The organism is Paenibacillus sabinae T27 (assembly GCF_000612505.1).
Taxonomy (GTDB): Bacteria; Bacillota; Bacilli; order Paenibacillales; family Paenibacillaceae; genus Paenibacillus_AQ; species Paenibacillus_AQ sabinae.
This window is the reverse complement of sequence record NZ_CP004078.1, coordinates 85,001-99,348: the sequence shown is the minus strand read 5'-3', so window position 1 is coordinate 99,348 and position 14,348 is coordinate 85,001. Positions and strand designations below refer to the sequence as shown.

Here is a 14,348-nt window from a genome sequence, read left to right as displayed (position 1 = left end):
ACAATACGCCGCTGCGCGGAAGGCTTCATGCTTCCCGGCACAGGGGCGTATTTTTCATAACATTCTTCTCTTGTCGTCTATTTAACGGGTCTTCTCAAACGCCTCATTAAACTCATGGGCTTCACGCACGTCAAGCGCGGTAATGCCGCCCTCCTCGTTTGTCGTAAGCCGCAGAATGACCGTTTTATAATCGATTGTGATATGCGGATGATGGTCGAACGCCTCCGAGATGGCAGCCACCTCGTCCACGAATGCAATGCCCTTCATAAAATCGTTGAACATGTATTTGCGTACGATGGCCCCGCTGTCCAGCTTCCAGCCTTCCAGCCTGCCCACTTGCTCATGCAGTTCTCCCTCAGTTAATAACACTTTATGTTTCCTCCTTAAAAAAGCAGCCGTTTAAGTTCCATTCGCCTTCCCGTTAAACAAAACATCCCTCAGTGTCTTACGTCCAAGGGATGCGCCAGGAAAAACGCTTATTTTCGGTTTAATGTATTCTTGAATCCCGGCAAATATACCTTAGACACTATCAATTTTAACATGGAGGGCAGAATGCGGCAAATCCGGCGTTGCTTTTGCTTCTTCCTGCCTAGATCAACGAAACCGATTCCAAATCCTCTTCACCGACCAAAATGTTGATGCGGTGCGTCTCCTTGTCGTGTATAACTACGCCGCTGCCAACCTGGATTACCGGCTCATTTCCGAGGGCAAAGAATAGATCCTCCGCCAGCGCTTCCCATACTTCGAGCTTGGACTCACGGGGTAGCTCCTGCCATTCGTCCGGTTCCATTTCGAAAAAAAGATAACTGTCCGGTATGAGCTCAACCGCTTTGGTCAGGTCTCGTAAAATATCTCCGTAATCTCTTCCATGCTTTACACCCACCGCTATCACTCCGCTTCATAAACAGATGAATACCCTTTCCTCATCCATTATAGCCTAAATGCCTTAACAAAAAAGGGCCGGCTGTCGATAAATAAGAATAGACATAGTTGTTCTCCGCTAATAAGCGCCGCCCATTCAAGGATGATAGACGCGGCATACGCGAGATCACTTTATTACTCATGGACGAGGTGTACAAATGCAGATTTCATCAATTATTGGCCTAGTGCTCGGTATAATTGCGGTGGTTTATGGCATGTATCTTAAGGGAGCGCCGCTCATCGCCCTCAAGAACCCCGCCGCCTTTACCATTATCATCGTAGGTACCGCAGCGTCGCTGTTCATGGCCTTCCCGATGTCGGAAATTAAAAATGTGCCGAAGTTGTTCAAAATTCTGTTTATCGGCGGGAAGAAGCTGATCGATAAAGGAGAGGTCATCACCATGTTCATGGAGTGGGCCTCCATTACCCGGCGCGAAGGCCTGCTCGCGCTTGAATCGAAGGTGGATGAGATTCAGGATGATTTCTTGCGAAGCGGCATGCGGATGATTATCGACGGCAACGACCAGGAGTTTGTCCGGGATGTGCTGCTTGAAGATATCCATGCAACCGAAGAGCGTCATAAATCCGGCGCGCTGATCTTCTCCCAGGCCGGTATGTACGCGCCGACACTGGGGGTGCTTGGGGCCGTTATCGGCCTGATCGCCGCCCTTGCGGACATGAGCGCGATGGAGAAGCTGGCACACGCTATCGGGGCGGCCTTTATCGCTACGCTGCTCGGTATTTTTACCGGTTATGTCCTTTGGCATCCAATGTCCAACAAGCTGAAGCGGCTGTCCAAGCAGGAAATCCAGATCCGGATGATGATGCTTGAGGGTCTCCTGTCCATCCAGTCCGGCGTATCCACCATTGCGATCAACCAGAAGCTCTCCGTGTTTCTGACTCCTGCGGAGCGCGCCAAGCTGAACCAGAAGGAAGGTGGCTCCGGTGAGCAAAAAGACTAGGCACGAAGACCATGAGGAGCACGCCGACGAATCCTGGCTCCTGCCCTATTCCGACCTGATGACGCTGCTCGTCGCCCTGTTCCTGGTACTGTACGCCATGAGCGCGACGGATGCGAAGAAATTCGAGGAGATGGCGCAGGCGTTCAGCTCTGCTCTCAATGGAGGTACGGGTGTGCTGGATAATACATCCATGGCGCCTACCAATAGCGATTTGGATTCAGGCAAATCCACTAAGTTGAACACCATCGCCGAAAAGAACACCACCGAGGCCGACCTCGCCAAGCTCCGTCAGAAGGAGCAGGAGGAGCTGGAGAAGCTGAAGAAGCAGTTTGACCAGTATATCAAAAACAACGGCCTGACCGACCTGCTCAGCACGAAGCTGAACCAGTCGCAGCTGTTGATTACGATCAGCGACAACGCGCTGTTCGCCTCCGGCCAAGCTGCCGTCAAGCCGGAATCCCGGCAGCTCGCTAGATCGATCTCGCAAATGCTGCAGCAGTTCCCCGATTACGAAGTGGTCGTGCAGGGATATACCGACAACATTCCGATTTCCAACAGCGAATACTCCTCCAACTGGGATCTTAGCGCCAACCGGGCGCTGCAGTTCATGAAAATTCTGCTCGTGAATCCTTATCTTAATCCGGAGAAGTTCAGCGTCATTGGCTACGGGGAATACCATCCGATTGCCGATAACTCAACCGCCGCCGGACGGGCGAAGAACCGCCGGGTCGAAGTGTCCATTCTCCGCAAATATCAGGATAATAAGACTACACTGCCTGCCAAATGACGGCAAGACCTTGTAAATCTGCTATTCAAAAAAAGAGCTGCTTTCGCTGCCCTCATCCGGGCCGAAAACAGCTCTTTATTCATGTTCCGCCTTATTCGCCGGAATCTTTTACTGAAGCTTGTACCTTAGCATTTCGCCCAGCTCCTTCTTCTCGGCCGGGGTAAGATCGCGCCACTTGCCTGCCGGAAGGTTTCCGAGGCGGATATTCATGATGCGGATGCGCTGCAGCCGCCGCACTTCATAGCCGAACGCGCTGCACATCCGGCGAATCTGCCGGTTCTTGCCTTCGGTCAGAATAATCCGAAAGACCCGCTCCGCCATCCGGGTAACCTGGCAGGGCAGTGTCTTCTCTCCAAGAATCTTCACCCCGCTGGACATTCCGGTGATAAAGGAAGGCGTAATCGGACGGTCCACGGTAACGATGTACTCCTTCTCATGCCGGCCTTCGGCGCGCAGGATTTTGTTGACGATGTCCCCATCATTGGTGAGCAGGATCAGCCCTTCCGAGTCCTTGTCCAGCCGTCCGATTGGAAAAATCCGCTCATGATGTCCGACAAAATCGACAATATTGCCTTTAATGTGGCCCTCTGTCGTTGACGTAATCCCTACCGGCTTGTTAAGTGCGATATAAACGGTTTGGGACTCGCTTTCCAGCCTTTTTCCGTCTATCCGTACCTCGTCTCCCGCTTCAGCCTGGCTGCCGAGCACGGCCCGTTCGCCGTTAATGGTCACCCGGCCGCTTTCCACCAGCTTATCCGCCTCTCGCCGCGAGCAGTAGCCGGTCTCGCTGATATACTTGTTAATTCTCATGCTGGTCTTGTCACTCCGTTTCTTTTCCCGCGCCAACTTCCGCGTTGGCAGTCTCCGCGCTCTCTTCGGCGGCCGGCAGCGCAATCGTTACCGAGGTCCCCCGGCCGACCTGACTTTCAATCTCCATTAATCCTTTGTGCGCTTGAATAATCCGCTGGCAGATCATCAGGCCAAGTCCCGTTCCCGTCTCCTTGTTCGTAAAGAACGGCTGTCCAAGCTTCGGCAGCATCTCCGCCGGGATCCCTTCACCTTCATCCGTAATAACAATAACGATGGAATCCTCAAGACGCTTCTGTTCCAGCGTTAACGTTCCGCCTGCGGACATGGATTCAATCCCGTTCTTGATAATATTGATGAATACTTGCTTCAATTGGTTCTCTTCACAGTGTACCATCGCCGGGGTCGTTTCAAACCGGTCCTTGACCTCGATATTGTGCAAATGGGCCTGGCTGTCCAGCAGGGAGATCACATCATGCAGAATGTGGCGGACATCCTTTTGCTGAAATCGTACGGCCTGAGGCTTGGCCAAGATCAAAAATTCGCTGACAATCAGGTTGATCCGCTCCAACTCGGAGAGCATCAAATCCACATGCAGGGGGACAACCGTCTGCTTTTCCTTTTGCAGCTGTAAAAAGCCCCGGAGCGTCGTAAGCGGATTCCGGATTTCATGCGCCACGCCCGCCGCGAGCTGGCCAACGGTAGTCAGCTTCTCGGATTGACGGAGCAGCTCCTCCATCCGGTTCCGCTCCGTCATATCGCGCGAGACATGCACGAAAGACAGCGGCTTGCCCTCTTCGTCCCGGATGACAGATGTGCTGATGCTAACCTCGACGACCGAACTGTCCCGTTTCAGACGCACCGTCTCCGTCGGAGGCAGATGCGCTCCCCGAATCAGCCATTGAAGCCGGGTCCCCTCTTCTTTGGCCGCGGAGTCCGGAACGAGATTTATAATCCTTCCAATAACCTCGCGTTCTTTCCAGCCGTACAGCTCTTCAAAAGCGCGGTTCACGCTGATGATTCTGCCGGTCATATCCGAAGTATGGATCGCATCGGAAGTACCGTTGATGACTGACTCCAGATGCTCTTTAACCTCTCGGTTCTCATCCAGTGTCTGCCTAAGACGGCTTGTGTGAAGGGCGAGATTCCGTGTCATGGCATTCACGCGCAGCGCCAGCTGCCCGAGCTCGTCCCGGCTTTTGACTTCAAGCGGCGGCTCGAACCTGCCCCGGGAAACATCCTGCACCTTGGTGAGGATCGCCTGAATAGGCCGGATAATAAAGCCAGCCACAATGTAGCTTCCTACGAGGAACACGGCAAGCAGCACTAGGGAAATCCGGATGTTGTTCCACAGTTGATCCCGGATAACCGACGTAATGACCGAGTAATCGATCACCACGCTGATCACATAGGCGCCCGAATCGGGCAGAGTCACGGGAATAAAACTCTTCAGTACCCTGACCCCGCGCGCCGTCGTGTCCAACATGACCGGCTCTTTTTTAACCAGTGCTTCTTTCACCGCCCATTTATCCCGCTCCAGGTCTCCGAACCGGTAGGTTCCGTACATAATCGGCCGGTTGCGCAGCTTGACATTCACACTGTCGGTTCCATCCGGAGCCATAGTGGATGAACCAAATGTGGAGGGATTGATGCCCGTGATCTCCAAAATATCAGGGTTGACCTCCATCGTCTGCTTCACAATCTCTTCCGGACTCATAATTCTTACATAATCGCTAATCGACGTGCTGCGGATATACGGATCAATAAGATAATTGCTTCGCCCGTCATAGTAATAGCCCCACTTCTCGATATACTCGGGATTGGAGGAGGAATACTCAAAGGGACCGGACCAAAAATGATCCATGCGCTGCCCTTTGGTTACCGATACATCCCGCCCTTCGAACAGATCGACAAAAGCCGTGTACCAGAATCCCCAGCCTTTGGTCGGCAAGCCCAGTTCTTTGGGATCGGAGGACTTCTTCACCACAATGTCGTCCTTGGTCCTAACCAGCAGCGATATGTTGGAGACTCCTACTTTTGCGGCTAGCGCCTTCAACTCAGCGTTGCTTACGTTCGCAATATCAGGGCTCAGCTCATTGGATATCAAAATAGCGGCCATCCGCAAATTTTGCGCGATCAGTTGTTCCGCATAATTGGAGCTGTAATTACTCTGTTCTACGGAAACGGCAATCTGACTAGCCGCCGTCTTCATGTTTCTCTCGGTCTCGTTCCACAGATTATTGCGGGTCGCATAGGTGTTAAGAGTTAAATTCAGTGCCAGAATAAGCAATACGGAGCCGAATATAATTGCAGAAAGCTTCGTTTTTATGGACAAGCTAATTTTTCACCTCTTGGACGGCTGGCCGTTCCTGTCGTTCTCAATAATAATCATACCGTTTGCCCTTCCATTTGAAAAGCGTTTAACCGCATTTATATGAAGCATTCCGGCGGCTTGTCATTGAAAATCAATGGGCACTTCTCTACAATAGGATAGAAAAGAGTCCACAGGTTATGCACATATAAACAAAATCAACACCCTGTATGTGTATAATATTGTGGATAACGACCGGGTTTTCCACAGAGTTATACACAACTTGTTAAGAACGAATACTCGTTCGCAGAACAATCCGACCCGGAGCGGAAAGGAAGAATCTTTTGGACAACTGGGATAATGAGATAAGCCCTGGGCGGCAGGAAGAACATGAGCGATGGATGGCCGAAGCCATCGCAGAAGCGCGAAAAGCGGAAGCGCTGGGCGAGGTTCCTATAGGTGCGGTTATCGTCAGGAACGGCGAGATTATCGGCAGAGGGTACAACTTGCGTGAAACGACGATGGATTCCACGGCCCATGCGGAAATGGTGGCCATTCGCGAAGCAAGCGCCGCGATGAACTCCTGGCGCCTGCTGGAATGCACGTTATATGTCACACTCGAGCCTTGTCCGATGTGCGCGGGAGCCATCGTGCAGTCCAGAGTTCCGCTTACGGTGTACGGCACGCCTGATCCGAAAGCGGGCTGCGCCGGGACACTGATGAATTTGCTGGAGGAGCCGCGGTTCAATCACCAGACCGAAGTCATATCCGGCATTATGCAGGCGGAATGCGCCGGACTCTTGACCTCTTTCTTCCGGCGGCTTCGGCAGGAGCGCCTGCAGAAAAAAGTCAGGGAGGAATAAACGGTAATGTCATTCATTCTAACGAATCAATCAGCCGGCATTTATCTGGCTCCCATCCGATCTCAGAATGCGGAAGCCCTGCTGGATTTGCGCCTGCGCAACCGCATTGTCCACAGCCGGTACGAGCCTAAGCGAGACGAAGAATTTTTTACTCTGAAAGGCCAGAAGCAGCTCATTCTTGAGCGAATGAAGGATGAGGAGCAGGACCGGGCGTACATGTTCGGAATTTTTTCCTCCGAAGAAGAATATTTGATCGGACAGATTACCATCAGCAATATTGTACGCGGGGTGGGACAGTTCGCCGATCTCGGCTATTTTATCGACCATGAGCATCAAGGGCGGGGCTATATGACGAGCGCTGTCGGCCTGGCCGCGGAATATGCCTTTCAGGCGCTGGGTCTGCACCGGCTGCAAGCCGCCATTCTCCTGCACAATGACGCTTCCAGAAGGGTCTTGGAGAAGAACGGGTTCCAGGCGGAAGGCATCGCACGCCGCTTTATTAAAATTGACGGACAATGGCAGGATCACCGGACTTATGCTCTTTTGGCCGACGAGGTTTCCTCTGAGGGAAATCCGCCCATGTAACCCTATCGCACCCAGCCGCTGCAAAATGATTAGTAAAAACCCCGCTATAAGCGTATGAGCGCTTAAGCGGGGTTTTTCACTGGGGCAGACTCTTTTGTTAAGAGCCTGTATTCGATTCTCCCTGGTTAATAGGAACCAAGCGAGCCAAACTGCTGCTGCAGCTCTTCCTCGGTAATGACGTCACTGCCTTGGGGGATACCGATTTTGAATGCCGGTTTTTCATTAATCTTGCTGTATTGATTGCTGCCGGTCAGCGACAATCCCACCTTGGTCCCGTCATCCGGATTGGTAACCTTGATATCGAGCGCCAAATCCTGATAGACTGGGAACTCGTCTTTGTTGATCGCTGTGTTGAAGCGGAACTGATTTACGGTCAGATACTGATCCAGCTTCGCCAGATTTTTGTCAAACTCCGCCTTCTTCTCGCTGTTCTGCAAATCCGCCTTCGCCTCGTCTAGCTGCTTCTGGTCGATCTGGAGCAAATTCTTGTACTCTTCCTTGGACAGAATATCCAAAATTTTCGGAAGCGCATTGTTGACAAAGATAGTAACGGCTTCCTTCACATTCTCATTGGCGATCTGGAATTGAACCACCTGCTTGGCATCTACGCCCTCCGGCAGATTCGCATCTTTGGGATCAATATTTTTAAAATACTTGCTCTCGTCATATTCGGCCAGCAGCGTACCCAGCACCTCATTGGACAGCTTCTGGGTCTTCTGCGTATCCAGCATGCCCGGATTAAACTCAGTGCCTTCCTGTTCCGCAAGCTTCTTCAGGTCAAGCATCACGAACTTGCCTACGACATTTTCCGGAATAGGGAGGAACGGAATGCTCGGAATCTTAACATACAGCTTCTCCGTCGTCATCACCATCGGAACGGAAAAGCTCATTGTCATATCGCCTTTCAAATTCAGCACCAGTGTCATTTCCGTCTGCATCGGATCGGCTTGATACACACCATCAATCGAAATGTCCGCGTTCTTGAGCATGCTCAGCACCTGTGTCGTCATCGCAGAGGATTGTTCGCTTGGCGCATCAATCGTCAGGTTGTTGATAACGAACTTGCTCTTCATTTCATAAGAAGTCATGGCAGCCGCTTTGCTTGCCGCACCCTGCAGCGCTTCCTTCGGAGCTTGCTTGGTTCCGCACCCTGGCAGGATTACGGCTGTCGCGAGCAGCAATGCTGCTGTGGAAATTCCCCACTTTTTAAACATTTTTTCTCTCCTCTCCCAATTAAAGAACTATCTTCCCCCCATCTTATGATAAACGATTTGCTTCCCCAGATAAACCATTTCCAGTAAAATGTTATCCTTGCGGGTTGTTATGGCTAACGTGATTCGCCTGCTTCACTTTCTTGGAGCCGGAAAGCGGCTCCGGACCGTCACTGTTATGACGCGTCTTCATTTCGTCTATCGCGGGCTGTGTTCCGGGAACCTGAATGGTCTTCGGTTTACTCATGTTCTCGTCCTCCTTTAAGATTAGGGATTCGTCAGACCCTTAAGGTCCTGAGCGCACTCGTGGATCTGCCGTGTATACCGCTGCGCCAGCTGCTGTACGGCGTCGGTTCGTTCATCGGTATGCAGTCCGGCCTTCTCGACGTCGAGAAGGTCTACCGCGACCTCTCGGCTGTCTACGTACGTGCAGCGAAAATCCAGTGAGTAGCTCTGGCGCCCCGCCGCGTTAAAATGAATAAGCAGGCTCTTCCGGTTGGCTTCGTCGGGCTGTACGGAATAGCTGTCTCCATCATCCATAAATGAGGGAAGACGCTCCTGCCAAGCGGATACGAGCTGCTGCTGGTCCACCTGTAATTGTTGATCCATAAATGTGATCAGCCTCCTTCTCTAATACATTGCGGAGAAAGCGGGGTTTTTATTCTCTGCTTCCTGTCCACTCGCATCCTTTGAAAAGGGGCCTTAAGCGAATGCAAAAAAGCCGTTCCCCGAGGGAAACGGCTTATGCTTTCAAAATATTCAATGTATAAAGGATATGGCGGAGAGGATGGGATTCGAACCCATGTGGGCTTGCACCCTAACGGTTTTCAAGACCGCCCCGTTATGACCGCTTCGGTACCTCTCCATATGCAGCAAATATCACATGCATTAGAGATTGTACCATATGAGACGGTGCGGAAGCAACTCCATTTACTGGTTCGTCTTTGGCCGTATCGCCTTCACGTTGCCCATATAAGGCTGAAGACGTTCCGGAATAAGCACGCTGCCGTCCTCCTGCTGATAATTCTCCAGAATGGCAGCGACTGTGCGTCCTACCGCCAAAGCCGAGCCATTGAGCGTATGCACGAATTCCGGTTTGGCTTTCGGTTCCTTGCGGAAACGGATGTTGGCCCGCCGCGCCTGGAAGTCCTCGGTATTCGAGCAGGACGAAATTTCGCGGTACATGCCGCTTTCCGGCAGCCACACTTCGAGATCATAGGTTTTGGCCGCGGTAAAGCCCATATCACCCGTACAGAGCGCCAGCACGCGGTAAGGGAGCTCAAGCAACTGCAGTACGCTTTCAGCGTCGGCCGTCATTTTCTCAAGCTCTTCATAAGAGGTCTCCGGCGATGTAAGCTTGACCAGCTCGACCTTGTTGAATTGATGCTGGCGGATCAACCCGCGGGTGTCCCGTCCGGCCGAACCAGCCTCCGAGCGGAAGCAGGAGCTGTAAGCGACAAAATATTTCGGCAAATCGGAAGCGTTCAAAATTTCTTCCCGGTAGTAGTTCGTTACCGGCACTTCGGCCGTTGGAATCAGATAATACTCCGTGTCGCGCAGCTTAAACAGGTCCTCTTCGAATTTAGGAAGCTGCCCTGTGCCGTACAGACTGTCCTTATTGACGATATACGGCGGCAGCATTTCTTCATATTGATGCTCCCCGCTGTGCAGGTCCATCATAAAGTTGATTACCGCGCGCTCCAGGCGGGCGCCAAGACCTTTATAAAAGACAAAACGCGAGCCCGTCACCTTGGCGGCGGCCTCAAAGTCGAGAATGTCCAGATTCTGTGCCAGCTCCCAATGGGATTTCGGGGTAAAGCTGAATTCACGCGGCTGAGACCAGCGGCGTACTTCCACATTCTCTTCCTCGGATTTGCCTACAGGCACCGACTCGTGGGGAATGTTCGGAATGCTCAGCATCAGCTCGGAAATTTGATTTTCCAGCTCCCGCACTTCATCGTCCAGCTCTTTGATCCGGTCCGATACGTTCCGCATTTCGGCAATCAGCTCGTCGGCCGACTCGCCGTTCTTCTTTTTCCTGGCGACTTCGCCCGAGACGGTGTTGCGGCGGTTCTTCAAGCTTTCCGTCTCCTGCAGCAGTTCACGGCGGCGAAGGTCCAGCGCCGGAAATCCGGAGATCAAATCCTGCGATTTGCCGCGTTTGTCGAGCGCCTCCTCTACCTTGGCATAATCGGTGCGCAATATTTTAACATCTAACACGACATTTCCCTCCTGAAACAGCCCTAACTCTTCCAAATAGCCGGTGAAGGCTTTGAAAGAGTCAGGATGTTTAAATATGCGGTTACTGTTCGGTTGACCCGGCAGCCTGCACCATATCCGCAAAGTACTGATGCAGCCGGTAATCATCCGTTAATTCCGGGTGAAAAGAAGACACAAGCAGGTTGCCTTCGCGCGCGGTTACGATCTCGTCGTTATAGACGGACAACACCTCGACGTTCGGACCGACTTTCTCAATGAGCGGAGCCCGGATAAATACGGCACGGACCGGTTCATCGATTCCTTTGACATCCAGATCGCATTCAAAGCTCTCCCGCTGTCTTCCAAAGGCATTCCGCTGAACGGTAATGTCCATCAGCTCCAGATGCGCCGATTCACCGCCCACAATTTCCTTCGCCAGCACAATAAGTCCGGCACATGTCCCGAAGACCGGCTTGCCTTGGCCCGCGAACTCGCGAATGGCATCGATGAAGCCGTACTTGCGCATCAGCTTGCCGATCGTCGTGCTCTCGCCTCCGGGAATGATCAGCCCGTCCACTTCATCCAGCTGCTCTACCCGCTTGATCGGCGTTCCCTCGGCACCCGTCTTGCCGATGCTGACAATATGTTCTGTTACGGCGCCCTGAAGCGCCAGTACACCAATCTTCATTTCAAAACCCTTCTCTCTATTACCAGCCGCGCTCGGACATCCGCTCGGCAGCGCTCAGAGTTGCAATATCAATGCCTTTCATCGCTGCGCCAAGGTTCTTGGATACTTCGGCGATCAGCTTGTAATCCGTGTAATGGGTCGTCGCCTCAACAATCGCACGGGCGAATTTCTCCGGGTTGTCCGATTTGAAAATACCGGAGCCTACGAATACGCCATCCGCTCCCAGGTGCATCATCAGCGCGGCATCAGCCGGTGTTGCTACGCCGCCTGCAGCGAAGTTAACGACAGGCAGCTTGCCGAGCTCATGAACTTCAAGCAGCAGGTCGTAAGATACGCCAAGATTTTTGGCTTCAGCATACAGCTCGTCCTTCGACAAATTTTGAACCTTGCGGATTTGGCTGTTGATATAGCGCATATGACGAACCGCTTCTACGATGTTGCCGGTTCCCGGCTCGCCTTTGGTGCGGATCATGGACGCGCCTTCGCTGATGCGGCGCAGGGCTTCACCCAGATCCTTTGCTCCGCACACGAAAGGCACGGTGAATTCACGTTTATCGATATGGAACACTTCATCCGCCGGCGTCAGCACTTCACTTTCGTCCAGGTAGTCAACACCCAGGGATTCCAGCACTTTCGCTTCTACATAATGGCCGATACGGGCTTTTGCCATAACGGGGATGCTTACGACCTTGATTACCTCTTCCACGATGGTAGGGTCGGCCATACGGGCCACGCCGCCTGCCGCACGAATGTCGGATGGCACACGCTCCAGAGCCATTACGGCTACAGCGCCTGCGGCTTCGGCAATTTTAGCCTGTTCCGCATTCATGACGTCCATGATGACGCCGCCTTTCTGCATTTCTGCCATACCCCTTTTAACTCGCGATGTTCCTGTTTCCATCTCTTCAAGCCTCCCGATAATCTATCTTAATCTAACTTTTTATTTTACCGCATGGCGGCTAAATATACAAGCCATTTACTCGGAATTAAGTCGTTATTCTTAAAATTTAGAATAAATTCTTGATTCCCGAAAAAATGTCACTAAAGAAACTACCGATCGCCCGGAAGAGAAGCTTGAACCAGCCGGCTTTTTCCGCGTTCTCGGATGTGATGAGATTGACTGTCTTCTGCTGTGTCCCTATTCCGTCCACTTTATACGTATAGGTGACCTTTCCGACTTTCGTTCCTTGCTTGATTGGCGCAACCAGCGTCGATGCATCGTTGATCTGTACGGTTGACGTGATTTGCGGAGAGGCTGTCCCCTTCGGAACGACAAAGGTCGCACCTGCGTCGGTTACCACCGGCACCGTGCTCTTCTTGCCTTTCTCAATTGGAACCGTCTCGTGGCCGGCAATCACAGCTTTGGCCGCAACGACCTGCTTGACTTCAAAATTGTTAAATCCAAAATCAAGCACCTTCTTCGTCTCCGTGAAGCGATGGGCTTCGGAGTTGGCTCCCATAACCACGCTAATCAGGCGCATGCCGTCGCGCACAGCCGTGCCCGTAAAGCAGTTGCCCGCGCTGGAGGTATGTCCCGTCTTCAGCCCGTCCAGGCCGGGATAGGCGTACGCTTTAAAGTTAGGGATATTTTTGTTCGCTTCCAGCATCCAGTTATAGTTTACCATAGGTGCCGAATCCCGTTCGCGGAATTTGTACGATTGAATGGTCGTATATTTCGAAAAATCAGGATGATCGGTAACAATATGCTGGGCAAGAATCGCCGCATCCATTGCCGACATTACCGTTTCCTTATCCGTATCCGGACGGAACTTGGCAGGCATATCATCACGGCTAAGCCCGGTAGAGTTGATAAAATACGCTGTCTTCATCCCCATCTTCTGGGCGGTCTCGTTCATCAGCTTGACGAATTCCTGTTCCGAACCGGAAAGCGTCTCGGCCAGCGCGACGGTAGCATCATTAGCTGAGCCAACCGCCATGGCTATGTACAGTTCTTCAATGGTATGTTGATCTCCCGCGGCCAAAAAAATACGCGAGCCAATCTGCTCGGCGGCATTTTCGGCAACGGTTACTTTCTGATCCCAGGACAGCTTGCCGTTCTTGACGGCATCAGCGATGAGATATTCCGTCATCATCTTCGTCATACTGGCCGGAGGAAGCGGCACATCCGCATTCAGCGACAGAAGGACTTGTCCGGTCGTCGGCTCAAGCAGCACGGCCGATTTCAGATTCAAACCAAGCGATTGAACCGAAGGAATGGTTACCGGGGTTCCAGCCGCAGCCGGTGTGGCGGTTGTATCAGCCGTTGCCGGAACCGGCGTCTGAACGCTTTCGGCCAACGCCGGAATAGGGGATAACACAAGCATATTTAAAAGCAGACCCGCTGTTGCTGTCTTCACTGCCATTTGCTTCACACTGGATTTACGCTTGAACTTCAATGGATTTAAACTCTCCCTTTTGAACATCATCTAGAATTGCTTGTTCTATTCTAACACAGGGGTACAATCAAAAAAAGACAGACAGGGCGAAATTCGTCCTATCTGTCCGTATTTTCAATAATGTTCTCTTATAGGGAATAGTTGGGCGCTTCCTTCGTAATTTGCACATCATGCGGATGGCTTTCGCGAAGCCCCGCTCCGGTAATCCGGATGAAGGAGGTTTCTTCGCGCAGTCCCTTCAACGTCCCCGTACCGCAGTATCCCATACCGGAGCGCAATCCGCCGATCAGCTGATGCACCGTATCGGACAGAGGGCCTTTAAAGGCGACACGGCCTTCAATACCTTCCGGAACAAGCTTCTTATCGTCGTCCTGGAAGTAGCGATCCTTACTGCCCTGCTTCATGGCGCTCATGCTGCCCATGCCGCGATATACCTTGAATTTGCGTCCTTGATAAATTTCGGATTCTCCCGGGCTCTCTTCCGTGCCTGCGAACAGGCTTCCCAGCATGACGGCATGCGCGCCGGCTGCCATCGCTTTGGTAATATCTCCGGAGTATTTAATGCCCCCGTCCGCGATAATCGGCACTCCATATTCACGCGCTACAGAGGCGCAATCG

The 14,348-nt window shown here is 52.3% G+C and carries 16 protein-coding genes and 1 tRNA gene (1 of these 17 cut by a window edge); 4 read left to right on the top strand and 13 right to left on the bottom strand.

Annotation, left to right across the window (positions count from 1 at the left end; genetic code table 11):
• Positions 1 to 81: 81 nt before the first annotated feature.
• Both PSAB_RS00475 and PSAB_RS00470 read right to left on the bottom strand, forming a co-directional pair.
• On the bottom strand, positions 82 to 369 hold the full coding sequence (locus tag PSAB_RS00475) for a 4a-hydroxytetrahydrobiopterin dehydratase (protein ID WP_025332640.1): 288 nt from the start codon (positions 367 to 369) through the stop codon (positions 82 to 84).
• A gap of 220 nt (positions 370 to 589) precedes the next feature.
• Positions 590 to 883, bottom strand: coding sequence for a hypothetical protein (locus tag PSAB_RS00470; RefSeq protein ID WP_025332639.1), 294 nt, complete (start codon positions 881 to 883; stop codon positions 590 to 592).
• A 196-nt stretch (positions 884 to 1,079) separates the two neighbouring features.
• Here PSAB_RS00470 and motA point away from each other — a divergent pair, with 196 nt between their 5' ends.
• Together motA and motB are read left to right on the top strand one after the other, a co-directional pair.
• Positions 1,080 to 1,883 carry a flagellar motor stator protein MotA gene (gene motA / locus PSAB_RS00465; protein WP_025332638.1) on the top strand — a complete coding sequence of 268 codons (804 nt, stop codon included), beginning with the start codon at positions 1,080 to 1,082 and terminating at the stop codon, positions 1,881 to 1,883.
• Positions 1,867 to 2,670 carry a flagellar motor protein MotB gene (motB, locus tag PSAB_RS00460; protein ID WP_025332637.1) on the top strand — a complete coding sequence of 268 codons (804 nt, stop codon included), beginning with the start codon at positions 1,867 to 1,869 and terminating at the stop codon, positions 2,668 to 2,670. Before motA ends, motB begins: the two co-directional genes overlap by 17 nt.
• A gap of 108 nt (positions 2,671 to 2,778) precedes the next feature.
• Here the strand turns inward: motB and rluF are convergent, their stop codons facing one another.
• The gene (rluF, locus tag PSAB_RS00455; protein ID WP_025332636.1) at positions 2,779 to 3,480 is read right to left on the bottom strand and encodes a 23S rRNA pseudouridine(2604) synthase RluF; all 702 of its coding nucleotides are present in this window, start codon (positions 3,478 to 3,480) and stop codon (positions 2,779 to 2,781) included.
• Between the two features lie 10 nt (positions 3,481 to 3,490).
• Positions 3,491 to 5,812: an ATP-binding protein gene (locus PSAB_RS00450; protein ID WP_025332635.1), complete on the bottom strand. Its 2,322-nt coding sequence runs from the start codon at positions 5,810 to 5,812 to the stop codon at positions 3,491 to 3,493.
• A gap of 320 nt (positions 5,813 to 6,132) precedes the next feature.
• On the opposite strand from PSAB_RS00450, the gene tadA reads away from it, so the two are divergent.
• On the top strand, positions 6,133 to 6,651 hold the full coding sequence (gene tadA / locus PSAB_RS00445; protein ID WP_025332634.1) for a tRNA adenosine(34) deaminase TadA: 519 nt from the start codon (positions 6,133 to 6,135) through the stop codon (positions 6,649 to 6,651).
• A gap of 6 nt (positions 6,652 to 6,657) precedes the next feature.
• A complete protein-coding gene (locus PSAB_RS00440) occupies positions 6,658 to 7,236 on the top strand; it encodes a GNAT family N-acetyltransferase (protein ID WP_025332633.1) in 579 nt (192 codons plus the stop codon).
• Positions 7,237 to 7,361: 125 nt separating this feature from the next.
• On the opposite strand, the gene PSAB_RS00435 is transcribed toward PSAB_RS00440, so the two are convergent.
• The 9 genes from PSAB_RS00435 to guaB form a co-directional block, all read right to left on the bottom strand.
• On the bottom strand, positions 7,362 to 8,450 hold the full coding sequence (locus tag PSAB_RS00435; protein WP_025332632.1) for a hypothetical protein: 1,089 nt from the start codon (positions 8,448 to 8,450) through the stop codon (positions 7,362 to 7,364).
• Between the two features lie 91 nt (positions 8,451 to 8,541).
• A complete protein-coding gene (locus PSAB_RS00430) occupies positions 8,542 to 8,694 on the bottom strand; it encodes a small acid-soluble spore protein P (protein ID WP_025332631.1) in 153 nt (50 codons plus the stop codon).
• Positions 8,695 to 8,714: 20 nt separating this feature from the next.
• Positions 8,715 to 9,056, bottom strand: coding sequence for a hypothetical protein (locus tag PSAB_RS00425; RefSeq protein ID WP_025332630.1), 342 nt, complete (start codon positions 9,054 to 9,056; stop codon positions 8,715 to 8,717).
• A gap of 167 nt (positions 9,057 to 9,223) precedes the next feature.
• Positions 9,224 to 9,312: transfer RNA gene (locus PSAB_RS00420), tRNA-Ser, on the bottom strand.
• Between the two features lie 65 nt (positions 9,313 to 9,377).
• Positions 9,378 to 10,667, bottom strand: coding sequence for a serine--tRNA ligase (gene serS / locus PSAB_RS00415; RefSeq protein ID WP_025332629.1), 1,290 nt, complete (start codon positions 10,665 to 10,667; stop codon positions 9,378 to 9,380).
• 82 nt (positions 10,668 to 10,749) lie between these two features.
• The gene (gene pdxT, locus PSAB_RS00410; RefSeq protein WP_025332628.1) at positions 10,750 to 11,334 is read right to left on the bottom strand and encodes a pyridoxal 5'-phosphate synthase glutaminase subunit PdxT; all 585 of its coding nucleotides are present in this window, start codon (positions 11,332 to 11,334) and stop codon (positions 10,750 to 10,752) included.
• Positions 11,335 to 11,353: 19 nt separating this feature from the next.
• A complete protein-coding gene (pdxS, locus tag PSAB_RS00405; RefSeq protein ID WP_025332627.1) occupies positions 11,354 to 12,235 on the bottom strand; it encodes a pyridoxal 5'-phosphate synthase lyase subunit PdxS in 882 nt (293 codons plus the stop codon).
• A gap of 106 nt (positions 12,236 to 12,341) precedes the next feature.
• The gene (locus PSAB_RS00400) at positions 12,342 to 13,757 is read right to left on the bottom strand and encodes a D-alanyl-D-alanine carboxypeptidase family protein (RefSeq protein ID WP_051529692.1); all 1,416 of its coding nucleotides are present in this window, start codon (positions 13,755 to 13,757) and stop codon (positions 12,342 to 12,344) included.
• A 101-nt stretch (positions 13,758 to 13,858) separates the two neighbouring features.
• Positions 13,859 to 14,348 carry the final stretch of an IMP dehydrogenase gene (gene guaB, locus PSAB_RS00395; protein WP_025332625.1) on the bottom strand. It continues 968 nt past the right edge of the window, so only the last 490 of its 1,458 coding nucleotides appear in the window; its start codon lies beyond the right edge, outside the window; it ends in the stop codon at positions 13,859 to 13,861.